This window comes from Caballeronia sordidicola, from assembly GCF_001544455.2.
In the GTDB taxonomy this organism is placed as follows: domain Bacteria; phylum Pseudomonadota; class Gammaproteobacteria; order Burkholderiales; family Burkholderiaceae; genus Caballeronia; species Caballeronia sordidicola.
Map to the genome: position 1 here is coordinate 19,664 of NZ_FCOC02000028.1, position 23,932 is coordinate 43,595.

A 23,932-nucleotide genomic window follows, 5' to 3' on the forward strand; every position below is an offset into this window, starting at 1 on the left:
CCCATCAGCCGCGCCGGGTCGCGAGTTCCGCGCCCTGGCGCAAGGCTTCGAGCAGGCTGCGTTCATCGGCAATGCCCTTGCCCGCGATATCGAACGCCGTGCCGTGATCCACCGAGGTCCGGATCACTTCCAGCCCAACCGTCACGTTCACGCCGGCTTCGAGTCCCAGCACCTTCACCGGGCCGTGTCCCTGATCGTGGTACATCGCGACCACGAGGTCGAAGTCGCCACGGCCGGCGCGGAAAAAGAGTGTATCGGCAGGAAGCGGACCGGTGACGTCGAGGCCTTGTTCCTGCAGCACTTTCACAGCGGGAATGATCTTTTCCTCTTCCTCGCCATAGCCGAACAAACCATTCTCGCCGGCATGCGGATTGATGCCGCACACGCCAATACGGGGCTTCGCAATACCCGCCTTGATGAGCGTCGCGTTGCCGCGTTCAATCGTGCGCTGCACCAGGCCCGGCTCGATCTTCCTGATCGCATCGATAATGCCAATATGCGTGGTCACGTGAATCACGCGCAACTGCGGCGCGACGAGCATCATCGATACTTCTTTCACGCCCGTCAGGTGCGCGAGCATTTCAGTGTGGCCCGGATACTTGTGGCCGCCTGCGTGGAGCGCTTCCTTGTTGAGCGGCGCCGTGCAGATGGCGTCGATCTGCTTCGATTCAGCCAGTTGGACCGCACGCGCGATGTACTGATACGCGGCGTCGCCCGCGATCGGCGACAACTGGCCGAAGGGCAAGTCGTCGGGAATCAGGTTCAGGTCGATACAGTCGATGGTGCCCGGTTCGTACTTCGCTTCGGTCGCGTCCTTGATGCGGCGGATTTTCGCGCTGCCATGAACGATCTCATTTGCTTGCTCAAGACGGCGCGCGTCGCCGATCACGAGCGGACGGCATTGCTCGTAGACCACTTTATGCGTCAGGCTCTTGACGATGATCTCGGGACCGACGCCGGTTGCATCGCCCATGGTGATGCCGATTACGGGAAGATAGTTGCTCATGATCTAAGGTATTGCTCCGTGTATGTGGGGCGCTTTCAGATTCGCGCTCGCTTGAATCAGTGTGTGTTCGTGGCCGGGATCGTAGCTGTAGCTGTAGCCGTTTTCGTAGCGGACGAGGGCAACCGCCGCAAGTGTTCCCATGCGCCGAACAGCGCGTGCTCGCTGCCGAATGCGCCAGCCTTGGTGACAATGGCGGGGCGCGAAGGCAGCGGCGCTGAAGGACGCGCGACCGCAACGCCCGCTTCGACTTCCGCCAGAAGATCGAGACTGCCGATGCCCGTGGCGCTCAGCATCGCGCGGGCGGTTTCGCCGCCGGTCGCAATCAGGCCGCCGACGTGCCCGAAATGCGGCGCGACCAGCGCGGCCAACGCGTTGGACAGATGCGCGCCCTCGGCCGGATCGAAGGCATCGTCGCGACCGATACGAACCAGCAGATCGATTCGCTTCACGAGAAAATCGCCGATCTTCCTTTGCCATTCGCGCCAGTCGTGGTGAGCATCGCCCGCGCGCAATATGGCGGGCGGCACGATCAGTTCGGCGACGCCCGCGCGTTCGCGCAGCATCGCACACTGGCGCTCGGACACGGACGACAGACTGCCCACCAGCACCAGGATCGCCCCATCCTGTTTCTCATGGACGAGCGGCCGGTTCGGCGGGTTGCTGAAGAGCGCGGGAAGCGCCGCCAGTTCACGCGCCAAGCCGCCCGATCCGACCCAGAAAAGCTCATGGTCAAGCTGCGAGGTGATCTCGGCGAGCCGCTTGAGATCGTCGCTAGTGTGGGCATCGACGATCAGCGCCTCGACGCGTTCCTTCGTCGTTGCACGAATGCGGTTGCGCAGCACATCGGCGTCTCCACGCAGCGTGTCCACATTGATCGAATCGCAGCGCAAACCCGCGTCTTCCAGCATGGTCTGCACGTTCGCGGGCCGGTCGGCGTTCTCCAGCTTCCAGGTATCGGTGCTTTCAAGCGGCTCGCCACGCACCAGCACGCGCGCGCGATGCGTGGTGCGGCCAGTCGCGGGAAACGCGGGCGCGACAATCGCGAGACCGGCGCGCGGTTGCAGCGCCGCGACCTCGGCGGCCCAGTTGCCACGCAAGGTCGAATCGATCTTCTTGTAGAGCCGCCGCCCGGGCGCGTTCAGCGTACTGAATGCATCGGCGGTGCGGCGCGCGGCCACTTGGGGCGCGAGGCGGCGGGTGTCGGTATCGGCGGCGATCACGTCGATGGGATTTGCATCAGCGCCGGCTTTCAGCGCGCTCGATGCATCCAGCGTCACGATCGTGCGCCGTCCCGCACCGGCGAACGCAATGGCGCAATCGGCGGCGCCGGAAAGATCGTCGGCGATGATCAGCAGGCTGCGGGGATTCAGTGCGCTCATCGCGTGGCCTCTTTGGCGAGGACGCGGCGCTCCTCGGCACGGGCGCTGGCGCGTTTGGCGACCGCGGCGGTCAGAATGGGCGACACGATCGCGGTCACCACCACGCAGGCCGCGACCAGCAGCGTGGCGCTTTTTGCGGCCTCGGAATAGACCGGATTCGCCGCCGCGATCAACGCCGGAACGGCCGCCGCGTTGCCCGCGGTGTTCGCCGCCGCGACGCCTGCCACGCCGGTGCCGCCCGTCATGCGATCGGTGAAATAGAGCGGAATGCCGGTGACAACCACAACCGCCAGGCCAAGGCCGATGCCGAGCAATCCGGCTTGCCAGACCTTATGCAGATCGAGACTTGCACCAAGCGCCAGCGCGAAGAACGGAATCATCACGGGCACGGCGCGCGAAAGAAAGTCGCGCATTTCACGGTCCAGATTACCAAGCAGCATGCCGACCGCGAGCGGCAGGATACTGCCCACGAGCGTGGGCCACGGAAACGCCGACAAGCCCGCTACGCCAAGTGTGACCATCGTCAGGAACGGGCCGGATTCGAGCGACATGATCGTGTACGCGCCCACGTCCTCCGACCGGCCATATTGGCCCATCAGCGCCATATACAGGCCGCCGTTGGTGTCGTTCATCGCGGCCACGACTGCAAGGGTCGAAATGCCAGCGAAGATACCCGATGACACCGGCTGTTCGCCCAGGAAATGCCCGAGCACGATCCCGACCACGATCGCCGAGCCAATCTTCGCCGCGAACAGCGCGCCGCCTTTCTTGATGAGGTACGGCGTTGCCTTGACGTCGATGCTCGCGCCCATGCACACATAGAACACCGCAAGAATGGGCAATGCGCCGGTGAAGAGCGCGTTGGTAAAGGAGCCGAAGAACTTCGGCATGCCGGGCAGGAAAGTCGCGATCAGCGATCCGATCAGCAGGGGCACGATCATCATGCCGCCGGGAACGCGCTCGATAGAACGCTTGATAGGTAACTGGGCCATGCGGGTCTCCGTTTTGATCCTGTGTGAGGGCGATCTCGAGTCGAATGCTCGAATCGATCATATGTTTGATTGAAATGATCAAAATGAAGTGTAGTCCGTATCTCGATAATGCGCAAATCGATCGTTCGGATGATTGGTTCGATCATTTTGACGTTGGGTAGCGTTCAACCCAACCGGACGCATTTTTCCTGCCACGCATAAACTAGTGGAATGACCGCAGCCAACACGTTGTCTTCCGGACCGCTCGAAGGCTTTCACCCCGCCGTCGCGAACTGGTTCAACCGGCATTTCGCCGCACCCACCGAGGCGCAGGCACGCGCGTGGCCGCTGCTCAAGGCCGGCCGCTCGACACTGGTTGCAGCGCCTACGGGTTCCGGCAAGACGCTCACAGCGTTCCTCGCGGCCATCGATCAACTCGTGCATGAGAGCGTCGAGAGCGCTCGGCCGTTGCCCGATGAGACCGCCGTGGTCTACGTCTCGCCGCTGAAGGCGCTCTCCAACGATATCCGCGTGAACCTGCAGGAACCGCTCGCCGGGATTTCGGCGGAACTGGAGCGGCTCGGTTTGCCGTCCGTTGAAATCCGCGCCGCCGTGCGCACGGGCGACACCACGCCGAAGGAGCGCAACGCGGTCAAAAAGCGGCCGCCGCATATTCTGGTGACGACGCCGGAATCGCTTTACGTGCTGCTGAGTTCGGACTCCGGCCGATCGATGCTGTCCACCGTGCGCACGGTGATCGTCGATGAAATCCATGCGGTCGCCGGGAACAAACGCGGCGCGCATCTTTCGCTCAGCCTCGAACGGCTGGACGCGTTGTGCATGGAAAGCCGGCAAGCGACGCCGGTGCGCGTCGGGTTATCGGCGACACAAAAGCCGATAGAACTCGTCGCACAATTCCTGACGGGGAACCGGCCATGTGCCATCGTCGATGTGGGTCATGTCCGCCACCGCGACCTCGCGCTTGAACTTCCGCCCGTGCCGCTCGAAGCCATCATGTCGAACGACGTGCGCGAGCGCGTCTACGACCGGCTCGCGGAACTCGTCGCCATGCATAACACCACGCTCGTGTTCGTGAATACCCGCCGCATGGCCGAGCGCGTCGCGCGCCATCTCACGGAACGGCTTGGCCGTGATGCGGTCGCCGCGCATCACGGCAGTCTTGCGAAGGAGCAGCGGCTCGACGCCGAACAGCGGCTCAAGCGCGGCGAGTTGCAAGTGCTGATTGCGACCGCATCGCTGGAACTGGGTATCGATATTGGCGACGTGGAGCTTGTCTGCCAACTCGGCTCGCCGGGATCGATCGGCGGATTTCTGCAGCGCGTGGGGCGTTCGGGCCATCAGGTCGGCGGCACGCCAAAAGGGCGGCTGTTTCCCGAGTCGCGCGACGATCTGATCGAATGCGCGGCGCTGCTCGATTGCGTCGCGCGCGGCGAACTGGATGCGCTGCACGTTCCGAATGCGCCACTCGATGTCCTTGCGCAGCAGATCGCCGCCGAAGTGGCGAGCCGCGAATGGCACGAAGACGCGCTGTTCGCGCTTGTGCGCCGCGCAATGCCATACGCCGCGCTCGAACGCGCGCAATACGACGCAGTGTTACGGATGCTGGCCGAAGGCTACACAGGCCGGACCGGCGTGCGCGGCGCGTATGTGCATAGGGACGCGGTGACGCGCACCTTGCGCGGCCGGCGCGGCGGCAGGCTGACCGCGGTGACCTCCGGCGGCGCGATTCCCGACAACGCCGATTTCGCCGTCCTGCTTGAACCACAAGGCCTGCAGATTGGAACGGTCAACGAAGATTTTGCGGTCGAGAGTCTTGCCGGGGACGTGTTCCAGCTTGGCAACGCGTCGTACAAGATCCTCCGAGTGGAGGGCGGCCGCGTCCGGGTCGAGGACGCACACGGCCAGCCTCCGAACATTCCGTTCTGGCTCGGCGAAGCGCCGGGACGCAGCGACGAACTATCGGCTGCCATTGCGCGCTTGCATCAGCAGGTGGACGTGTGGCTGGGCGCATTCACGGTTGAAGAAACGATAGCGAAGCTCGATGAAAACACGGGTATGGGAGATCCGGCGGCGCGGCAGATAGTCGAATACCTCGCACGCGCTCGCTCGGCGCTTTCGGTCTTGCCGACACAGGACACGCTCGTGATGGAGCGTTTCTTCGATGCCTCCGGTGGCACGCAGCTTGTCATCCACACGCCGTTTGGCAGCCGCGTCAACCGTGCCTGGGGCCTTGCGCTGAGGAAGCGCTTTTGCCGCACTTTCAACTTTGAATTGCAGGCGGCGGCGACTGAGGACGCCATCGTTTTATCGCTGACGGGAAGCCACAGTTTTCCGCTCGATGAAGTCTGGCGTTATCTGCGCTCGGCCACGGCGGAACACGTGCTGATCCAGGCGCTGCTCGACGCGCCGCTTTTTGGCGTGCGCTGGCGCTGGAACGCGACCAATGCACTCGCATTGCCTCGATACGCGGGAGGCAAGCGCGTCGCGCCGCAATTGCAGCGCATGAAAAGCGACGATCTGCTCGCGGCCGTGTTTCCGGATCAGGTGGCGTGTATCGAAAACGTGGTGGGCGAGCGCGAGGTGCCGCATCACCCGCTGGTGGACCAGACCATTGACGACTGCCTGCACGAAGCCATGGATTGCGACGCGTGGCTTGCGTTGCTGCGCCGTATCGAAAGTGGCGATATCAAGCTCGTGACGCGCGACCTGCCCGCGCCGTCGCCGCTGGCGGCGGAGGTTTTATCGGCGCGTCCGTATGCGTTTCTCGACAATGCTCCAATCGAGGAACGCCGCACGCAAGCCGTGCTGGCGCGCCGCTGGTCCGATCCCGAATCGGCCGACGACCTGGGCGCGCTCGATGCCGACGCCATAGCCGGCGTGCGTGAAGAGGCATGGCCGTCCGCGCGTAACGCCGACGAAATGCATGAGGCGTTGTCCACGCTTGCGTGCGTCACGGACGCCGAGGCGCAAACCAACGAAGGCTGGCTGACATGGCTCGGCGCGCTGGCGGATTCGGGCCGTGCGACGCGTATGCAGGTGACGCCGGAGGAGGGGCTGTGGGTGCCGGTCGAGCGCCTCACGTGCGTGCGCGCGATTCATCCGGTCGCGCACATGCAGCCGCCCTTGAAGCCGCTTCCCGGTTTCGATGAAACCTGGACCGAAGACGACGCGCTCGTTGAAATCGTGCGGGCGAGGTTGAGCGGTTTCGGGCCACTGCCCATGCCGGCGATCGCACGCGCTCTCGTGGTTCCGGCCTCGCCGGTGGCATTGGCGCTCACGCGGCTCGAAGCCGAAGGCTACGTCATGCGTGGGCGCTTCACGCCGGGCGCGGCAGAGGAAGAATGGTGCGAGCGGCATTTGCTGGCGCGTATTCATCGATACACGGTGCGCCGTTTGCGTCGCGAGATCGAGCCGGTCGCGCTGCAGGATTTCATGCGCTTCCAGTTTGACTGGCAGCACCTGAGCGCGGATTCCAAAGCCGATCCGCACGCCGACGGCCACGACGCGCTGATGTCGGTCATCGAGCAACTTGAAGGTTATGAAGCGCCCGCCGTCGCGTGGGAAGACGAAATCCTGCCCGCGCGCCTGGGCGAATATTCGATGTCCTGGCTCGACGACCTGAGCCGCGCCGGCAAGGTCGTCTGGAGCCGGCCCGGCGTGCGCTCACGAAGTTCGGGCGGCCCGGTGCGCACCACGCCGATTGTCCTGCTGCCGCGCCGCAACCTGCCCGCGTGGAACGCGCTGATGCAGCCGGTGCAGACGGCCGAGCCTTCATCGCGGGCGCAACTGGTGTTCGACGCGCTGACCCGACACGGCGCAATGTTCTTCGATGAACTGCGCACCGACGTGCGCCTGCTCGACACGGAACTCGAGACCGCGCTGGGCGAACTGGTATCGATGGGACTGGTGAACGCCGATAGTTTCGCCGGCCTGCGCGCGTTGATCGCGCCGGCTTCGCGGCGTAATGCGTTCGGTAGCCGCAGGCCGCGACGCGGCGGGCGGTTCATTGGCGGAATGGACGATGCAGGGCGCTGGGCGCTGCTGCGCCGCTCGGAAACAGCCGCGAGCGATGCGCTGGAACACGTCGCCACCACCTTGCTGCGCCGATACGGCGTGGTTTTCTGGCGTCTGCTCGAACGCGAAGCAGACTGGCTGCCGCCGTGGCGCGACCTGCTGCGCGTATATCACCGGCTCGAAGCGCGCGGCGAGATTCGCGGCGGGCGCTTTGTCGCCGGTTTGCCGGGCGAACAGTTTGCGTTGCCCGAAGCCGTGCCGCTCTTGCGCACCATGCGCAACCGTCCCGCCGATGGCAGCATGATCGCGATCAGCGCCGTCGACCCGCTGAATGTGGCGGGCACGTTATTGCCGGGAGAAAAGGTGCCCGCCATGCCGGGTAATCGCGTGCTTTTCCGCGATGGCGTGCCGGTCGGCGCGGTGATAGCGGGGAAAACACGCTTTCTCACCGAACTCGATCACGAATCGCAAGAGCGCGTGCGCTGGCATCTGGTGCGGCGCAGTTTCGACCGCATGCCGGCGTCGCCGGTTTTATCGGGGCGTTGACTGGATTGCATTCCGGCGCCATTAACGGTTCGTTCCGCGATTTAAACGCGTGCTAAAGTTTTATCGCTGAAAGCCGTTAATCCCTATATGCATAGTTGCGTAACGATAATGAATAAACGGGAAGATCCGGTAATCGGTTAAATCAGCGCGGTTTATCGCAGTTATAAAAGGCGAAGTAAAGCGATGCCACTGGTCCTGAAATTCGACAGCGCCGAGTTCGCGGAAAAGGACGCCGAGGAAATCTGGCGCGAAGGGCTCGACGCAATGTTCGAGATCCAGCGCCCAACCAATCCTCCCGCGCCGTTCCGGGCGAGCCAGGAAAGCTGGGCGCTCGGCGGCATGCTGCTCACTTCGCACATTACCCACGGCGAAGCCGTGTATCAGCGCACGAAGCGCAAGATCGCGACTTCCGGCGTGGACCATTACCTCGTGCATTGCCTGCTCGACGGAAGAATGGTGTCCACATTCGGACGCGACACGCACGAGGTCTCGCTCGGCTCCGTGGTCGTGCGCGATCTGGCGGTCGAAAATATCGGCGTGACGCGCGACGCGCCCATGCTGACCCTCATGATTCCGCGTCAGGCGATCGACCGGCGCACGGGCGGACTGCTGCAAATGCACGGTTTGTCCTGGGAAGCGACGGACCCGATCGGACGGCTGGTCGCCTCGCACATGCGCAGTCTCGCGAATGTCGCGACGTCCATGGACGACGAGGAATCGAGCGTGGCCGGCGAAGCCACGCTCGACTTCCTGGCTGCGTGCGTGCTGCGCCGCGCCGAGCGCCGTGAAGAATCCGGCGATCCGCGCCTTACGCCCGTGATCCGGGCGCAGGCGCGCAGCTATATAGAAGGCAATCTCGCCGATCCCGGCCTGGGTCCCGCGCGATTGCGCGAAGCGCTGAAGGTCTCGCGCACGGCGTTGTACGCGCTGTTCGAGCCGATGGGCGGCGTGGCGGAATATATTCGCGCACGCCGGCTCGACGAAGCCATGCGCCGGCTCGAATCTCCAGCGCACAGCCGCGATTTGATTGGCGCGATTGCATGCGCGGCCGGCTTCATGAGCGAATCGACGTTCAATCGCGCATTCAAGGAGCGCTTCGGGTGCACGCCGACGGACGCCCGCGCGCGGCGTGTTGCCAACGGCGTGACCAGCTTGCGCACAGCGGCGAACGCGGGATCGATGCGCAATGCGCGCAGCATCGGTGCGGAAACCGCGGCGCGCGTGCGCGCGCTGCACGCCTGACAGGGCTTGAGCGCTTGAGCGGGGATTGGAAAACGCAGGAAGAACGCGAACGAAATGGGTGGAAAAAGCGGACGCAATGGGTGTGCGGTGCCACGCACTGCGCGCATCATTGCGGAAACTGGCGGGGCCGTGTGTGAGAGAGAGGGGCGCTGCGGTAACGGGGGTTTCCGCAGCGTTTTCCTGACGGTTTATGAGTACATGCAAGCGTATGCAGATGTACGCCAAGCGAAGCATCGCGCCTTCCGCAGTCCGGGCAAAACCATTATTCGCGCCAGCCGGCCGTGGAAGTGAAGTCAAAACAAAGAGAAGAAGACTCCGGGGAAATTCATGTGGTTGTTTGCCTTTTTTCAGGCTGACACCGTCTTTGGACGGTTCATCAAGATCAGCACATTCGCCGTGGCCCTTGCCATGCTTTTTGTCGGGCTCGTTCTTGCGCCGCAGACCGATGTTGCAGTCGCGGTATCGTTGCTCGTGCTCGCGGCGCTGTGGGTGCATGGCTACATGGACGACCGGCGCGAGTCGCAGGTTTCGTCGCCATGCGTGGCTGAAATCCGCGACGACGAGCGCCGTATCCGCGTGCTTGGCGGCGGTATCGACCTGAATTTGCGGCTGTCGTCGCGCACGCTGAATGTGAGCCGGGTATCGAAGGAATTCATTTCCAGCGATGCCCCCGGCGAGTTTCAGCGCTTGCGCTCCGGCAGCTTCGACTGGCCGGTCCGAGTCGTCGCGAGAGAAAAAGCCGCGCCAAAGCACACTGGGTCCGGCGCGGCGCAGTTCAAGGCAACGACTGACGAGATGATGCGCTGGAGCGATTTCGCACCGGCGTTGCCGGTTGCATCCACGGCAAGCGGCCACGTCGCCGCCGGGCACGAGATCGCGGTCTACTGGACCCATCCCGGCCACGGCGAGCGGTTGCTGTTCACGGTGTCCGGTGCGGCAGCCCAATATGAAGCCATGGAACGTGCGTTTGTCACGTTCTCCGCGTGGATCGACGAGGAAGAGGAGGCGCGGCTCGCTATCGAACGGCGCCAGGAAGTCGAGCAATGGCAGCGCGAATGGGAAGCAAGCCGGCTGGCCGACGAGGCGGAGCAAGGGCGGCGCCGTGCCGGAGCCGGCCCGGATGAAACGCCCGTGTCCATACTTGCACAAGCCGTGCAACCGCTCGCGTCGCGCCGCTGGTAGAGGCTCACGTCGGGTCGCGAAACACGGTATAGGGCGGAAGTTACCGGACGCGTCTTGCACGTCGAGAGCGGTTGCTTTTTCGTGGCCATCGCGCTTCAACAACTTCATCTGTTCCTGCATCCATACAAACCCGGATTGTCCCTGTTTAATCGGCGCTGCTATCGTTCGCAAGCGCTTGTGGAAGCGCTTCCACTCCACCGATCTACAGGAGTTTCCGTGGCACTCGACGCAGCCGTTGTTTCCAGCGATCCGTTTTCCCCGCCCGCCGACTCCACCCTTTGGCGACGAGATTTCCTCCTGGGCGCCGCAACCGCTTCGTATCAGATCGAAGGGGCTGTGAATGAAGACGGCCGCCTCCCGTCGATCTGGGACACGTTTTCAGCCACGCCCGGCAAAGTGCTCGCGGGCGATACCGGCGCACTCGCCTGCGATCACTATCATCGCTGGGAATCGGACTTTGATCTGCTTTCGGCGCTGAACGTGGACGGTTATCGTCTTTCGATTGCATGGCCGCGCGTGATGGATGAAGCGGGCCGGCCGAACCGCAAGGGCATCGACTTTTACAAGCGGCTGGTCGCGCGACTGAGGGAGAAGGGCCTCAAGGTCTTTGTCACGCTGTATCACTGGGACCTGCCGCAGTATCTGGAAGACCGTGGCGGCTGGTTGAATCGCGATATTGTTTATCGCTTCGCGCAATACGCTGACTTGATGAGCCGCGAACTCGAAGGCCAGGTCGACGCGTGGGCCACGCTCAACGAACCATGGTGCTCGGCGTTCCTTGGCTATGGCAACGGCCATCACGCGCCCGGTCTCACGAACGGCCGGTATGCCACGCAAGCAATGCATCATCTGTTACTCGCGCACGGCCGTGCGGTCGAGGTGTTGCGCGCGAACGATCCCGGGTCGCTGAAGGGCATTGTCGCGAACGTGGGGAAAGGTTCGGCCAACACCGGCAGCGCCGCCGATGCCCACGCCGCGCATCTGTTCGAGGTCCAGCACAACGCATGGGTGCTCGATCCGCTGCTGAAGAAATCCTATCCGCAGGATCTTTTCGAATTGTGGCCGGGCACGGAGCCGCTTGTGCTCGAAGGCGACATGGAAACCATCGGCACGCCGCTGGATTTTCTCGGCATCAACTACTACTTTCGCACCAACGTCAAAAGCGATGGCGCGCACGGGTTCACCGAAGTGCCGCTGCAAGGCGTCGAGCGCACGCAAATGGGCTGGGAGGTGTATCCCGACGGACTGCGCGACCTGCTGATCGGATTCAACGAGAGCTATCCGTCACTGCCGCCAATCTACATCACGGAGAACGGCATGGCGTCGGACGACAAGGTGATCGATGGCCGCGTCAACGACGAACAGCGCATCTCGTTTCTCAAGCGCCATCTTGCCGCCGTCGACAGCGCGATCAAGGCGGGCGTGGACGTACGCGGCTATTTCATCTGGTCGCTGATGGACAACTTCGAATGGGCCTACGGATACGAGCGCCGTTTCGGCGTGATTCATGTGGACTACGAAACGCAGGAACGCACGTTCAAGCGCAGCGCCGAACTGATCGCGAAGTTCCTGGAGGAGCGCAACGCACGCGCGTAACGACATAACCGAAGCATCAATGCCGATTCCGTTGGACCACATGGGCGAGACAGCCCGGAGGAGACTCAATGAACCGCATGAAGAAACTGGTTGTCAGCGTCATTGCCGCCGTCGCGGCCAGCAGCGCGGCGCACGCCGATCCGCTCAAAGCCACCGTGATCCACTGGTGGACCTCGGGCGGTGAGTCCGCCGCCATCAAGCAGTTCGCCGACGCCTACAACAAGGCCGGCGGCCTGTGGGTCGACAACGCCGTCGCCGGCGCGGACCAGGCGCGCTCCACGGCGCTCAACCGCATCATGGGCGGCGATCCGCCGACCGCCGCGCAGTTCAATACGTCCAAGCAGTTCCACGACATCATCGACCAGGGGCTGCTCAACAACGTCGACGATGTCGCCGCCAAGGAGAACTGGGACAAGACCTTCCCGCCATCGATCATCGAGAGCATCAAGTCCAACGGCCATTTTTATGCCGCGCCCGTCGATATCCACATGCCGGCGTGGTACTTCTATTCGAAGCCGGCGTTCCAGAAAGCCGGCATCGCGAAAGAGCCCGCCACGTACGATGAATTCATCGCGGATCTCGACAAGCTGAAAGCGGCTGGCGTGATTCCGCTCGCGCTCGGCGGTCAGGCATGGCAGGAGAAGATCACGTTCGATGCGGTTTTCGCCGATGTCGGCGGCCCGGACCTGTATTTGAAGGTGTATCGCGATCGCGATGTGAACGCGGTCAAGTCCGACGCCTTCAAGAAAGTGCTGACGCAGTTCAAGCGTCTGCATAACTATGTTGATCCGGGTTCGCCGGGACGCAACTGGAACGACGCAACGGCGCTCGTGATCTCCGGCAAGGCCGGCGTGCAGATCATGGGCGACTGGGCGAAGGGCGAGTTCGTCGCGGCGAAGCAATCGGCGGGCAAGGACTTCGGCTGCTTCCCGGGCTTTGGTCCGCATTCGCCCTATCTGGTTGCAGGCGATGCATTCGTGTTCCCCAAGACCGACGACGCCAATGCAATCAAGGCGCAGAAACTGCTGGCGACCGTGATGACTTCGCCGGCCGCGCAGGTTGCGTTCAGCGCGAAGAAGGGCTCCATTCCGATTCGTTCGGACATCGACGATTCGAGTCTCGACATGTGCGCGAAGATGGGCATTGCGATCATGAAGGACAAGTCGCGGCAATTGCCGAATCCGGAAATGCTGACGCCGCCGGATATCAACGGCGCGTTGCAGGATGTCATTACCAACTTCTGGAACAAGAACCAGTCGGTCGAGGATGCACAAAAGGCCTTCGCCAGCGGACTGAAAAGCTGATGGCCGTGACGCCTGGCGACCAAACGCTGCGCCCGGCCGCGAGGCGCGCTACAAGGAAACCGCTCAGGAAGCGGTTTCCCTTGGCCGCGTACGTTGCGCTCGTGCCGCTTGCGTTGACCGTCGTGTTCGCATATCTGGGCACCATGTTGTGGAGCTTGCGCACGTCGTTCACCAACTCGCGCACGTTCGCATCAACAAGCTTCGCGGGTGTCTCGCAGTATGTGCGGCTCTTCAATAACGACCGGTGGATGCTCTCGCTGCAGAACATCGTGATCTATGGCGTGTTGTTTATCGTCGTGTGCCTAGCGATTGGATTGCTGCTGGCGGTGTTCATTGATCAGAAGGTGGTGGGCGAGGGCGCGTTGCGGACGGTGTTTTTGTATCCGTATGCCATGTCGTTCGTGGCAACCGGTCTTGTCTGGCAGTGGATCCTGAATCCGCAACTCGGGATTCAGGAAGTGCTGCACCGGATCGGTTTTACGCATGCGCGCTTCGACTGGATTGTCGATCAGGACAAGGTGGTCTATACGCTCGTGATCGCAACCGTCTGGCAAGCCTCGGGACTCGTGATGGCGTTGCTGCTCGCGGGCTTGCGCGGCATTGACGAAGAGATCTGGAAGGCGGCGCGCATCGACGGCATTCCGCGTTGGCGCGTTTATGTGAGCATTGTCATTCCCATGCTGGGTGCATCGATTTCGACCGCGTTCATCCTGCTCTTCGTGATGGTCATCAAGCTCTATGATGCGGTCGTCGCAATGACGCAGGGCGGGCCCGGCACCGCGAGCGAAGTGCCCGCGAAATTCATCATGGACTATCTGTTCGGACGCGCGAATCTCGGACTGGCGTCGGCCGCGTCGATAGTCTTGCTCGTCACCGTGCTCGCGATCCTTGCGCCCGTGTTCTATGTCCGCAGCCGCGCGCTGCGCTCGAGGGATGCACGATGAATACGCTACGCCAGCCCCTGCGGCGCAAGCCGCGCTTCACGCCGGCGCGCCTCGGCGTGTATGCGTTCCTGTTGACGTCGGCACTGTTTTTCCTGCTGCCGCTGTATGTGATGCTCGTGACCTCGGTCAAGCCGATGACCGAGATCCGCCTCGGCAACATTCTCGCGTTCCCTGTGCATTTCACGCTCGATGCGTGGCGCGACGCATGGCAGTCCGCGTGCACGGGACTCGATTGCAAGGGCATCCAGGTCGGATTCTGGAACTCGGTACGCATCGTGGTGCCGAGCACGATCCTGTCCATTCTCGTGGGCGCGGTGAATGGTTACGCGCTTTCGTTCTGGAAACCGCGTGGCGCGGGCACCCTGTTCGCGATCCTCTTGATGGGCGCGTTCATTCCAGTGCAGGTCATGGTGTATCCGCTGGTCCGCGTGCTGGCGACGGTGCATCTGTTCAGCTCGTTGCCCGGTATCGTGCTGATCCACACGATCTTCGGCATGCCCGTCATGACGCTCCTGTTTCGCAATTACTACGCGGCGCTGCCTCACGAACTGTTCCAGGCGGCGCGCGTGGACGGCGGCGGCTTCTGGCGCATCTTCCTGCAACTGATGGTGCCTATGTCCACGCCGATCATCGTGGTCGCCGTCATCATGCAGGTCACGGGCATCTGGAACGACTTCATCCTGGGCCTGGTCTTCGCGGGTACGAAGAACCTGCCCATGACCGTGCAGCTCAACAACATCATCAATACGACAACGGGCGAGCGTCTCTACAACGTCAATATGGCAGCGACCATTCTCACCTCCATGGTGCCGCTCGCCATCTACTTCGTGTCGGGGCGCTGGTTCGTGCGCGGCATTGCTTCCGGCGCGGTCAAAGGTTAGTCCAGGGCGGCTCATGTCTACACTCGTGTCCAACGTATCCAACGCCATGTCGAACGTTTCCATCCGCGATCTGGAGATCCGGCTCGGGACCAACACAATCATCGAATCACTGGATCTGGAGGTTGAACCCGGAGAGTTCCTGGTGCTGCTTGGACCGTCCGGTTGCGGCAAGTCGACCTTGCTACACAGCATTGCGGGGTTGATCGACGTGAGCGGCGGCAGCATAGAAATCGGCGGCCAGGATATGACCTGGGCCGACCCGAAGGATCGCCGCATCGCCCTGGTTTTCCAGTCCTATGCGCTGTATCCGACAATGAACGTGGAGCGCAACCTGTCGTTCGGCTTGCGGATAGCGGGCACGCCCAAGGCGGAAATCGAACGGCGCGTGACGCGCGCGTCCGAGATGCTGCAACTCGGTCCGTTGCTCAAGCGGCGGCCTGCGCAGCTATCCGGCGGCCAGCGTCAGCGTGTGGCGATCGGCCGCGCGATCGTGCGGGAAGCGGACGTGTTCCTCTTCGACGAACCGCTTTCCAATCTCGATGCCAAGCTTCGCACCGAACTCAGACGCGAGCTCAAGCAACTGCACAAGCGCCTCGGCGCCACCATGATCTACGTCACGCACGATCAGGTGGAAGCCATGACGCTCGCAAGCCGCATGGCCGTGATGCGCGGCGGTGTGATCCAGCAGATCGGCACGCCGGCGGAAGTCTATGCGCGCCCGAACAACCTGTTTGTTGCGACCTTCCTGGGCTCGCCGGGAATGAACCTGCTCAAAGGCACGCTTCACGATGATGCAGGCGGCATCCGGTTCCGCAACGAGCATATGGATATCGACGTATCGTCGTATGTGTTCGCCGCGACCCCGCGCGAAAACCAGCCATGTGTGCTCGGCGTGCGTCCCGAAGATGTCCTGATCGATACCGCGTTCGAACATAAAGGAACGGTGTCGCTGGTCGAACCCATGGGCAACCACCGGGTAATCTGGCTCGATTATCATGGCGTCCAGATCGCTTCCATTGCGCAGGAATCCGCGACGGCGGCGGTCGACGACATCACCGGTTTTTCGATCCAGAAAGAGCGCATTTCGCTTTTCGATGAAACCGGCGGCGACCGGTTATAGCCTTATTTCACGGAGTCAAAGTGGCAACCCTGAAGGACGTCGCCGTTCTCGCCGGCGTAGGCATGTCAACGGCATCGCGCGCCATTTCAGGGCGCGGACCCGTCTCGGCCGACGCCCTCGCGCGCGTGCAGGCGGCGATTGCGGAACTCAATTTCCGGCCGTCATCCATAGGCCGGGCGTTGTCCACGCAATCGCTCGGCATGATCGGCATTTTCGTGCCGTCGTTCCACGGTCCGTACTACGGCACGATCCTCAAGCAAACGGATACCGAACTGCGCAAGGTGCATCGGCATGTGGTGGTGGCAACGGGCTGCGGCGACGATTCCCCGCGCGATCAGGCAGTGGATGCCGTGCAGTTCCTGATCGGCCGCGATTGCGACGGGGTTGTGGTCACGAGCCATGACCTGCATGACGACGACCTCATCATGCTGCATCGCATGCATCCGAAAATGGTATTCCTCAACCGCGATTTCGCGCAAATGCCGGAGGCATCGTTTTGTCCCGATCATCATCGCGGCGGGACGCTGGCGGCGCAGGCGCTCGTTGAACACAAGCACAAGAAGATCGCCGTGATTTCAGGGCCTTTCATGGCCTTCGACAACCAGGCCCGGCTTGCCGGATTCTTCGAGGAACTGGTGCGCCATGGGATTGGCCAGGACGACGTGCAGATGATCGAATCCGATTTTTCGCCAGAGGGCGGATATGAATCGGCGCGGCAACTGCTGGCTTCGAAAAGGCGCTTCACGGGTTTGTTCTGCGCCAACGACACCATGGCAATAGGCGCGTTGTCATGCCTGCAGCAAGCGGGCATTTCGGTGCCCCATGACGTCTCGGTGGTGGGTTACGACGACGACTACTCGGCCGCGTTTTCCGCGCCGGGTCTGACATCGGTTCATATTCCAACGGCCGACCTCACGCAGAACGCCGTCCGCTGGCTGCTGAACAAATGCTATGGGACGTCTTATCCTATCTATCGCGAGTTTCCCGTGACGCTCACTCAACGTGCGTCGATGGCCGCGCCGCCCAAGCGTTGAGCGCCCTCAGCTATTTTCCTGCGCACGGCGCAAGCGCTCGCGGCTGTTGATCAGATGCAGGCGCATGGCGGTACGCGCCGAGTCGGCGTCGCCACGTTCTATGGCGTCGCAAATCTGCTCGTGTTCGCGGTTCACGCGCGTCAGGTATTCGGCGTATTGCGCTGGCGGAATCTGCGTTCGTGTGATCCGCGTGCGCGGAATCATGTGCATGCCGAGGTGCGTCAGGATCTCCACGAAATATCGGTTGCCCGTCGCGTTTGCGACCGCGAGGTGAAAGCGGATATCGGGCGAGATGGTCTCGGTTGCCTGGCCCACGTTGTGCTCGAATTCAACCAACGCCTGCCGCATCTCGGCAATCTGCGTTTTATCGCGTCGGGACGCCGCCAGTCCCGCGCTCTCGGTCTCCAGGCTGATCCGAAGTTCCAGGACGGCCAGGGCATCGATGGAACCCGCCACGTCCCCGGGATCGAGCCGGAAGAGGGATCGCGGCTGAGTTTCGGCGACAAACGTGCCAATCCCATGCCGGGTTTCCACGAGTCCTGCGGCCTGTAATTTCGATAGTGCTTCGCGCACGACCGTTCGGCTCACGTTGAAGAGCTGGACCATCTCCGCCTCGGTCGCGAGGCGGTCACCCACCCGCAGTTCGGCGGATTCGATCTGAAGGCGTATCGCATCGACGAGTTCTGTTGTCAGACTTCGCCTCGCAGCAGGCTGTCCCGACGGTTCGAAAAGCGCATTGGACGATCTGAGCACGGCGACCTCGATTGGGATAATGTTCGCGAATCGTTGACAAACGCATGTGCGGATGATTATATGCACGCTATAGTCATATGACAACGTACAATGAGATACGATCTAGGCGGCTGATGCGATTGCAACGGAGTTCTTCACGTTCCAATCAGCCGCGCTTAACGGAGACAGGCTCACATGGCCGACCAAGACAACATTCGCCCCTTTCGTCCTTTCCACCGCTTGCTGCTGACCGGCGCCGCCGGCGGCGTTGGCAAAGTTATCCGCCCGCGCTTGGCGTCTTTCGCGCAAACCATCCGGGTCTCCGATCTTGCCGCGGCGCTGCCGCCCGAAGCCGCTTCCAATGAAGAAGTCATCGCTTGCGATCTGTCGGACAAGCAGGCTGTCGATGCACTGGTCCAGGGCTGCGACGCGGTGATCCATCTGGGCGGGGTATCGGTGGAAAGACCCTTCGAGGAAGTGCTGGAAGCCAATATCAAGGGCGTCTACAACCTTTACGAAGCGGCTCGCAAGCACGGCGTGAAGCGGATTATTTTTGCCAGTTCGAATCACGTCACGGGGTTCTACCGACAGGACGAGAAGATCGATGCACGCGCGCTGCGGCGTCCCGATGGCTATTACGGCTTGTCGAAATCGTTCGGCGAAGACGTCGCGCAGTTCTACTTCGACCGCTATGGCATAGAGACGGTCAGCATTCGCATTGGCTCGGCTTTTCCGGAGCCGAAAGACCGCCGCATGATGGCAAGCTGGCTGAGCTATGACGATTTGTTCGACCTGCTACAACGCAGTCTTTTTACGCCGGACGTCGGTCATACTGTCGTATATGGGATGTCCGACAACTTGGTCACATGGTGGGATAACAGATACGCGGGAAAGCTGGGATTTGCCCCGCGGGATTCGTCGGAACCGTTCCGCGAGAAGGTCGAAGTGCAGCCGGCGCCCGCGCCAGAGAGCGCCGTGGCCGTATTGCAGGGCGGGGCGTTCACCACAACCGGGCCCTTTGAATAAACCGTCATGCCCGGGTGTTGTTGCCGTATGAAGACCTAAAACAAGCCCGGCGCAATAACGCGCGAACAGGGCGCGAGCGGCGTTCCACAGCCCGCGTTCGTCACAACCAAAGACATTGCTGCGATGAATTTCCATCTCGATTTCAGTCCGTTGCTTCCGTACTGGCCGGTGTTCCTCAAAGGCGCGTGGCTCACGCTGAAGATGACAACGGTAGCGGTTTTCTTCGGCGTGATTGCCGGCACGCTGGTCGCGTTCGCCAAGCGCGGAAAGAACCCGTTTCTGTCGCGTCTGTGCTCGATCTATATCGAGGCCGTGCGCAACACGCCTTTTCTCGTGCAGATTTTCCTGCTGTATTTCGGGCTCGCCAGTTTCGGCGTGCGCATGCCGACCTTCACGGCGGCGGCGCTCGCCATGATCATCAACATAGCCGCTTATGCGGCCGAGATCATTCGCGCGGGGCTTGAATCCGTGCCGCGCGGCCAGATCGAGGCGGCGGAATGTCTTGGGTTGTCGCGCTGGAGGATCGGGTGGCATGTGATGCTGCAGCCGTCCATTGAAAAGGTATATCCGGCGCTTACCAGCCAGTTCCTGCTGATGATGCAGGCGTCCGCTATCGCTTCGCAGATTTCGGCTGAAGAACTGACCGCGACCGCGAATACCGTGCAGTCCGATACCTTCCGCTCGCTTGAGACGTATATCGTGGTGGCACTCCTGTATCTGACGCTGTCGCTCCTGATCAAGCTCGCGGCGTGGGCGGTTGGCGAAGTGGCGTTCAAGCGTAAGCGGGTCATGCGCAAGGCCGCCGAACGAGCGGGCAAACCCGTGCCCGATCAAGGCCGGATCGATACCGTGATTCCCGGAGGTGCGGCATGAACAGCGGCTTCACCACGGCACATTTGTTCTATCTCGTACATTCCATCTGGTGGACCCTCGTGTTGTCCGCGCTTGCTTTCGTGCTGGGCAGTATCGGCGGTTTCGGGGTGATGCTCGCGCGCATTTCGAAACGCCGCTGGCTGAGCCGTCCGGCGATGGTCTATATCGAGGCGATTCAGGGCATTCCGCTGCTGATCCTGCTGTTCATCGTCTACTTCGGGTTGTCGGTGTATGGCTTCGAAGTGCCTGCGCTGGTGGCGGCGGGTCTCGCGTTGATGGTCTACACGAGCGCGTATCTGGGCGACATCTGGCGCGGGTGTATAGACGCCATGCCAAAACCGCAATGGGAAGCCGCCGAGTGCCTGTCGCTCACGCGCTGGCAGACCTTGCGCCTCGTGATCATTCCGCAAGCGCTGCGGCTTGCGTTGCCGCCCACGGTTGGTTTCCTGGTGCAGGTCATCAAGATGACATCGCTTGCATCCGTCATCGGTTTTGTCGAATTGACGCGCGCCGGCCAGATCATCAACAACTCGATTTTTCAGCCGTTCCTCGTGTTCGGGCTGGTCGGGGTCTTCTATTTCGCGCTGTGTTATCCGCTCTCGCGCTGGAGTCAATCGATGGAGAAAAAGCTCAATGTCGGCAATCGTTAAGCTCGGAGATGTCTACAAGAGCTTCGGCTCGAACCAGGTGCTCAAGGGCGTTTCAATGGAAGTGGAAAAGGGCGAGATGATCGCCGTGATCGGCGCGAGCGGCTCGGGAAAAAGCACGGCGCTCAGGTGTATCGACAGGCTCGAAACGATCGATCGCGGCACCATTGAAGTGTGCGGCATTCGTGTGGATGATCCCAAGGTCGATCTGCATCAACTGCGCCGCGAAGTGGGCATCGTGTTCCAGAGCTACAACCTGTTCGCACATCTGACCGTTGAAGAAAACATCATGCTGGCGCTGCGCCACGTGAAGAAGATGAGCCGTGACGAAGCCCGCCGCGTTGCAATGGGCGTGCTCGAACAAGTGGGCCTGGGCCAGAAGGCCGGCGCCTATCCAGAGCAGCTTTCGGGCGGCCAGCAGCAGCGGGTTGCGATTGCGCGCTCGCTTGCCATGTCGCCGAAGGTCATGCTGTTCGATGAAGTGACTTCCGCGCTCGATCCGCAACTGACCGGCGAAGTGCTGCGCGTGATGGAAGATCTTGCAAAGGGCGGCATGACCATGCTGCTCGTCACCCACGAGATGGCGTTCGCCAAGCGCGTGGCGGACCGCATCATTTATATGCATCAGGGGAAGGTATGGGAAGTCGGCAGCGGCGAGATGCTCGACGCGCCGAAGACACCTGAATTGCGCACGTTCCTGAACAACGGCCTGTAGTTTTAGCGTCAGCCTCAAACAAACCTTTTGACCGACCATAAGAATGGAGACTGCTTTGAAAACCAACCGATTCCTCATGCGCGGCTGCGTGGCTGCCCTGTTGCTCGCAGGCGTGGCGCACAGCGCCATGGCGGACCAGCTTGACGACATCAAGAAGGCGGGCAAGATCCGCGTAGCCATTGCAATGGGCACGCCGCTCTTCAGTTTCGCCGATGCCAACCTGCAACCCGCGGGCTCGGATGTGGATACCGCTGTAGCGCTTGCAAAAGACCTGGGCGTGAAACTAGAACTCGTGCAGATAACGAACGCCGCACGCGTGCCGACCTTGCAGGCGAAGCGCGCCGACCTCGTGATCGCCGATCTCTCGATCACGCCGGAACGCGCGAAGGTCGTGGATTTCTCCATTCCCTATGCGGTCATCACCATCATCGTGGGCGGTACGAAAAGCGAGAACGTCAAGAACTACGCTGATCTCGATGGCAAGACCATTGGCCTGACGCGCGCCACCGTCAACGACACGCTCACAACTCAACAGGCGAAGGGCGCGCAGATCCAGCGTTATGAAGACGACGCCACGCTGATTACCTCGGTGGTGACGGGGCAGGTGAACCTGTTCTCCAGCACGCCGTCGAACTTGAGCGAGATGGTCAAGCGCGCCCCGAACCGCAACCTCGAACTGAAATTCGCGCAGAAGGATTTCGACCTCGGCATTGCAATGAACAAGGACGAGCCGAAGCTGAAAGAATGGGTCAATAACTGGGTCAGCACAAACCAGAAAAACGGCAACCTCAACACGATCTACAAGAAGTACCACGGCCGCGATTTGCCGGCGAGCGTGACGAAGGGCTGATCTGGAATGAAGTAAAAAAGGGCATCGCGAAACACAGCGCGATGCCCTTTTTCATGCCGGAAACTCAGCTAGCGGCGTCCTGGCCGATTTCGTGATCGGCGAGATACTCGAGTGCGCGCACCATGCCCGAGTGATCCCATGCCTTGCCGCCATGCGCCGCGCACGCGTTGAACAAGGCCTGGCAGGTCGCGGTATTCGGCAGCGACACGCCCAGCGATTGCGCGGTCGACAACGCCAGGTTCAAATCCTTCTGATGCAATTCGATGCGAAAGCCCGGGTTGAACGTGCGCTTGGTCATGCGCTCGCCGTGCACTTCCAGAATGCGCGACGACGCAAATCCGCCCATGAGCGCACGGCGGACTTTCTCGGCATCCACGCCCGCCTTCGATGCCAGCAGCAGCGCCTCGCCCACTGCTTCAATGGTCGCCGCCACGATCACCTGGTTCGCCAGCTTGCAGACCTGTCCCGCGCCCACTTCGCCAATCAGCGAGACGTTCTTGCCCATCATGTCGAAGAGCGGCTTGACGGTATCGAACGTGGCTTGCGATCCTCCCACCATGATGGTCAGCGACGCCGCCTTCGCACCCACTTCGCCGCCCGATACCGGCGCGTCCAGATACTCCGCGCCGCGCTCGCTGACCTTGGCCGCGAACTCGCGTGTCGCGATGGGCGAGATCGAGCTCATGTCGACCACGATCTGGCCTTGGCGCAATGCTGCTACCACGCCGTTCTCGCCGAACAGGACGCGCTCCACGTCGGGCGTATCGGGCACCATGATGAACAGCACGTCGGCTTGCGCGGCGACCGCGGCGGGGTTGTCGCAAGCAATCGCGCCGGCCTGGGTCAGTTCGGCCGGCACGCCGCTGCGCGTGAACGCCGCGAGCGCGACGCCGTTCTTGACGAGGTTCTCGGCCATGGGTTTTCCCATGATGCCAAGTCCGATAAAGCCTGCTTTTTGCATGTCATCCTCCAGGAAAATGCGGGTGTGCGGTCATGCTACTTCTGCATGAAATGTTTTTGCACGGCTTGTGCCGCGTTGCGCAGCAGCCCCATGTCCGCGCATACGGCGATCACCTGACAACCCATCGCGAGGTAGCGTTCGGCTTCCGCCTGCACGGGCGCAAGCGTGCCGCTTGCCTTGCCGGCGGCACGGGCGCGCTCGAACACGTGCGCGATAGCTTGCTGCACGTCTGGGTGATTCGCGTGGCCGAGATGTCCATATGACGCCGCCAGATCCGATGGTCCGAGAAACACGGCGTCGACGCCATCGACCGCCAGGATTTCATCGATTGATTCGACCGCCTTGCGGCTTTCGATCTGCACGATGACGCAAATATTGTCGTTCGCCGTGGTGAGGTAGTCGGGCACGGTGCCGTAGCGATTTCCCCGATGACCCACCGAGACCCCGCGAATGCCTTGCGGCGGATAGCGGGTGGCCGCAACCGCGCGGGCGGCGTCGGCGGCGCTGTCCACGAAGGGGATCAGGAAGTTGAAGAAACCGCTGTCGAGCAGCCGCTTGATGATCACGCTCTCATTGGCTGGCGGGCGCACCACGGGCGCGCTGCGGCTGTCTTTCAGCGCCATCAGTTGTGGAATCAGCGTCAGGACGTCATTGGGCGCGTGCTCGGCGTCGAGCAGGATCCAGTCGAAGCCCAGCATGCCAAGCAGCTCGGTCGTGATCGGGCTGCCGAGCGACGCCCAGCAGCCGATCTGCGTCTCCTGTTTCAGGACCGACTGGCGAAACGTGTTGGGCAGCGACTGATAGGACGACGTTAAGGACGGGCGGGGCGGTTGCGGCGGTTGCGACAGGTTGGGTGTAGGCGCTGTCATGAGGGCTTCCTCTTGCGTA

20 protein-coding genes are annotated in these 23,932 nt (G+C 62.0%); 14 read left to right on the plus strand and 6 right to left on the minus strand.

Features of this window, described 5'->3' with window-relative positions:
- Window positions 1–4: 4 nt before the first annotated feature.
- Genes pdxA through AWB64_RS27855 form a run of 3 tightly spaced genes read right to left on the minus strand, consistent with a single transcriptional unit; the run spans window position 5 to window position 3,377 of the window.
- The gene (pdxA, locus tag AWB64_RS27845; RefSeq protein WP_060858640.1) at window positions 5–1,006 is read right to left on the minus strand and encodes a 4-hydroxythreonine-4-phosphate dehydrogenase PdxA; all 1,002 of its coding nucleotides are present in this window, start codon (window positions 1,004–1,006) and stop codon (window positions 5–7) included.
- 56 nt (window positions 1,007–1,062) lie between these two features.
- On the minus strand, window positions 1,063–2,385 hold the full coding sequence (locus AWB64_RS27850) for a four-carbon acid sugar kinase family protein (RefSeq protein WP_060858641.1): 1,323 nt from the start codon (window positions 2,383–2,385) through the stop codon (window positions 1,063–1,065).
- Window positions 2,382–3,377 (minus strand): 2-keto-3-deoxygluconate permease, encoded by a 996-nt coding sequence (locus tag AWB64_RS27855; RefSeq protein WP_060858642.1) that lies wholly within the window; start codon window positions 3,375–3,377, stop codon window positions 2,382–2,384. The genes AWB64_RS27850 and AWB64_RS27855 overlap by 4 nt, the downstream gene beginning before the upstream one ends.
- A 210-nt stretch (window positions 3,378–3,587) precedes the next feature.
- Here AWB64_RS27855 and AWB64_RS27860 point away from each other — a divergent pair, with 210 nt between their 5' ends.
- From AWB64_RS27860 to AWB64_RS27900, 9 genes are all read left to right on the plus strand, one after another.
- On the plus strand, window positions 3,588–7,937 hold the full coding sequence (locus AWB64_RS27860) for a DEAD/DEAH box helicase (protein WP_060858643.1): 4,350 nt from the start codon (window positions 3,588–3,590) through the stop codon (window positions 7,935–7,937).
- Between the two features lie 183 nt (window positions 7,938–8,120).
- Window positions 8,121–9,179: a helix-turn-helix domain-containing protein gene (locus AWB64_RS27865; protein ID WP_060858644.1), complete on the plus strand. Its 1,059-nt coding sequence runs from the start codon at window positions 8,121–8,123 to the stop codon at window positions 9,177–9,179.
- A 327-nt stretch (window positions 9,180–9,506) separates the two neighbouring features.
- Window positions 9,507–10,361, plus strand: a complete 855-nt coding sequence (locus AWB64_RS27870) for a hypothetical protein (RefSeq protein WP_060858645.1) — start codon at window positions 9,507–9,509, stop codon at window positions 10,359–10,361.
- Window positions 10,362–10,577: 216 nt separating this feature from the next.
- Complete coding sequence (locus AWB64_RS27875; RefSeq protein ID WP_060858646.1) at window positions 10,578–11,957, plus strand: GH1 family beta-glucosidase; 1,380 nt, start codon at window positions 10,578–10,580, stop codon at window positions 11,955–11,957.
- 68 nt (window positions 11,958–12,025) lie between these two features.
- On the plus strand, window positions 12,026–13,261 hold the full coding sequence (locus tag AWB64_RS27880; protein WP_060858647.1) for an ABC transporter substrate-binding protein: 1,236 nt from the start codon (window positions 12,026–12,028) through the stop codon (window positions 13,259–13,261).
- Window positions 13,261–14,205 carry a carbohydrate ABC transporter permease gene (locus AWB64_RS27885; protein ID WP_060858648.1) on the plus strand — a complete coding sequence of 315 codons (945 nt, stop codon included), beginning with the start codon at window positions 13,261–13,263 and terminating at the stop codon, window positions 14,203–14,205. The genes AWB64_RS27880 and AWB64_RS27885 overlap by 1 nt, the downstream gene beginning before the upstream one ends.
- On the plus strand, window positions 14,202–15,086 hold the full coding sequence (locus AWB64_RS27890) for a carbohydrate ABC transporter permease (protein WP_060858649.1): 885 nt from the start codon (window positions 14,202–14,204) through the stop codon (window positions 15,084–15,086). The genes AWB64_RS27885 and AWB64_RS27890 overlap by 4 nt, the downstream gene beginning before the upstream one ends.
- 13 nt (window positions 15,087–15,099) lie before the next feature.
- Window positions 15,100–16,206: an ABC transporter ATP-binding protein gene (locus tag AWB64_RS27895; RefSeq protein ID WP_060858650.1), complete on the plus strand. Its 1,107-nt coding sequence runs from the start codon at window positions 15,100–15,102 to the stop codon at window positions 16,204–16,206.
- 20 nt (window positions 16,207–16,226) lie between these two features.
- On the plus strand, window positions 16,227–17,240 hold the full coding sequence (locus AWB64_RS27900; RefSeq protein WP_075643369.1) for a LacI family DNA-binding transcriptional regulator: 1,014 nt from the start codon (window positions 16,227–16,229) through the stop codon (window positions 17,238–17,240).
- Between the two features lie 6 nt (window positions 17,241–17,246).
- Here the strand turns inward: AWB64_RS27900 and AWB64_RS27905 are convergent, their stop codons facing one another.
- Window positions 17,247–17,993 (minus strand): FadR/GntR family transcriptional regulator, encoded by a 747-nt coding sequence (locus AWB64_RS27905; protein WP_099050611.1) that lies wholly within the window; start codon window positions 17,991–17,993, stop codon window positions 17,247–17,249.
- Between the two features lie 174 nt (window positions 17,994–18,167).
- On the opposite strand from AWB64_RS27905, the gene AWB64_RS27910 reads away from it, so the two are divergent.
- The 5 genes from AWB64_RS27910 to AWB64_RS27930 all read left to right on the plus strand — a co-directional run bounded on the left by AWB64_RS27910 (window position 18,168) and on the right by AWB64_RS27930 (window position 22,083).
- Window positions 18,168–18,998, plus strand: a complete 831-nt coding sequence (locus AWB64_RS27910) for an NAD-dependent epimerase/dehydratase family protein (protein WP_060858651.1) — start codon at window positions 18,168–18,170, stop codon at window positions 18,996–18,998.
- Window positions 18,999–19,121: 123 nt separating this feature from the next.
- A complete protein-coding gene (locus AWB64_RS27915) occupies window positions 19,122–19,871 on the plus strand; it encodes an amino acid ABC transporter permease (RefSeq protein ID WP_060858652.1) in 750 nt (249 codons plus the stop codon).
- The gene (locus tag AWB64_RS27920; RefSeq protein WP_060858653.1) at window positions 19,868–20,521 is read left to right on the plus strand and encodes an amino acid ABC transporter permease; all 654 of its coding nucleotides are present in this window, start codon (window positions 19,868–19,870) and stop codon (window positions 20,519–20,521) included. The genes AWB64_RS27915 and AWB64_RS27920 overlap by 4 nt, the downstream gene beginning before the upstream one ends.
- Complete coding sequence (locus AWB64_RS27925) at window positions 20,505–21,233, plus strand: amino acid ABC transporter ATP-binding protein (protein ID WP_060858654.1); 729 nt, start codon at window positions 20,505–20,507, stop codon at window positions 21,231–21,233. The genes AWB64_RS27920 and AWB64_RS27925 overlap by 17 nt, the downstream gene beginning before the upstream one ends.
- 76 nt (window positions 21,234–21,309) lie before the next feature.
- On the plus strand, window positions 21,310–22,083 hold the full coding sequence (locus AWB64_RS27930) for a transporter substrate-binding domain-containing protein (RefSeq protein ID WP_099050612.1): 774 nt from the start codon (window positions 21,310–21,312) through the stop codon (window positions 22,081–22,083).
- Between the two features lie 64 nt (window positions 22,084–22,147).
- On the opposite strand, the gene AWB64_RS27935 is transcribed toward AWB64_RS27930, so the two are convergent.
- Window positions 22,148–23,044 (minus strand): 2-hydroxy-3-oxopropionate reductase, encoded by an 897-nt coding sequence (locus AWB64_RS27935; RefSeq protein WP_060858656.1) that lies wholly within the window; start codon window positions 23,042–23,044, stop codon window positions 22,148–22,150.
- Window positions 23,045–23,079: 35 nt separating this feature from the next.
- Window positions 23,080–23,913 carry a 2-dehydro-3-deoxyglucarate aldolase gene (gene garL, locus AWB64_RS27940; RefSeq protein WP_060858657.1) on the minus strand — a complete coding sequence of 278 codons (834 nt, stop codon included), beginning with the start codon at window positions 23,911–23,913 and terminating at the stop codon, window positions 23,080–23,082.
- Window positions 23,914–23,932 lie beyond the last annotated feature (19 nt).

Bases quoted from the DNA above. Each gene is read 5' to 3' on its own strand.
- AWB64_RS27885 (WP_060858648.1), top strand. From the start codon at position 13,261: ATGGCCGTGACGCCTGGCGACCAAACGCTGCGCCCGGCCGCGAGGCGC.
- AWB64_RS27890 (WP_060858649.1), top strand. From the start codon at position 14,202: ATGAATACGCTACGCCAGCCCCTGCGGCGCAAGCCGCGCTTCACGCCG.
- AWB64_RS27880 (WP_060858647.1), top strand. From the start codon at position 12,026: ATGAACCGCATGAAGAAACTGGTTGTCAGCGTCATTGCCGCCGTCGCG.
- AWB64_RS27930 (WP_099050612.1), top strand. From the start codon at position 21,310: ATGCGCGGCTGCGTGGCTGCCCTGTTGCTCGCAGGCGTGGCGCACAGC.
- AWB64_RS27925 (WP_060858654.1), top strand. From the start codon at position 20,505: ATGTCGGCAATCGTTAAGCTCGGAGATGTCTACAAGAGCTTCGGCTCG.
- AWB64_RS27850 (WP_060858641.1), bottom strand. From the start codon at position 2,385: ATGAGCGCACTGAATCCCCGCAGCCTGCTGATCATCGCCGACGATCTT.
- AWB64_RS27910 (WP_060858651.1), top strand. From the start codon at position 18,168: ATGGCCGACCAAGACAACATTCGCCCCTTTCGTCCTTTCCACCGCTTG.
- AWB64_RS27915 (WP_060858652.1), top strand. From the start codon at position 19,122: ATGAATTTCCATCTCGATTTCAGTCCGTTGCTTCCGTACTGGCCGGTG.
- AWB64_RS27920 (WP_060858653.1), top strand. From the start codon at position 19,868: ATGAACAGCGGCTTCACCACGGCACATTTGTTCTATCTCGTACATTCC.
- garL (WP_060858657.1), bottom strand. From the start codon at position 23,913: ATGACAGCGCCTACACCCAACCTGTCGCAACCGCCGCAACCGCCCCGC.
- AWB64_RS27855 (WP_060858642.1), bottom strand. From the start codon at position 3,377: ATGGCCCAGTTACCTATCAAGCGTTCTATCGAGCGCGTTCCCGGCGGC.
- AWB64_RS27860 (WP_060858643.1), top strand. From the start codon at position 3,588: ATGACCGCAGCCAACACGTTGTCTTCCGGACCGCTCGAAGGCTTTCAC.
- pdxA (WP_060858640.1), bottom strand. From the start codon at position 1,006: ATGAGCAACTATCTTCCCGTAATCGGCATCACCATGGGCGATGCAACC.
- AWB64_RS27865 (WP_060858644.1), top strand. From the start codon at position 8,121: ATGCCACTGGTCCTGAAATTCGACAGCGCCGAGTTCGCGGAAAAGGAC.
- AWB64_RS27935 (WP_060858656.1), bottom strand. From the start codon at position 23,044: ATGCAAAAAGCAGGCTTTATCGGACTTGGCATCATGGGAAAACCCATG.
- AWB64_RS27895 (WP_060858650.1), top strand. From the start codon at position 15,100: ATGTCTACACTCGTGTCCAACGTATCCAACGCCATGTCGAACGTTTCC.
- AWB64_RS27870 (WP_060858645.1), top strand. From the start codon at position 9,507: ATGTGGTTGTTTGCCTTTTTTCAGGCTGACACCGTCTTTGGACGGTTC.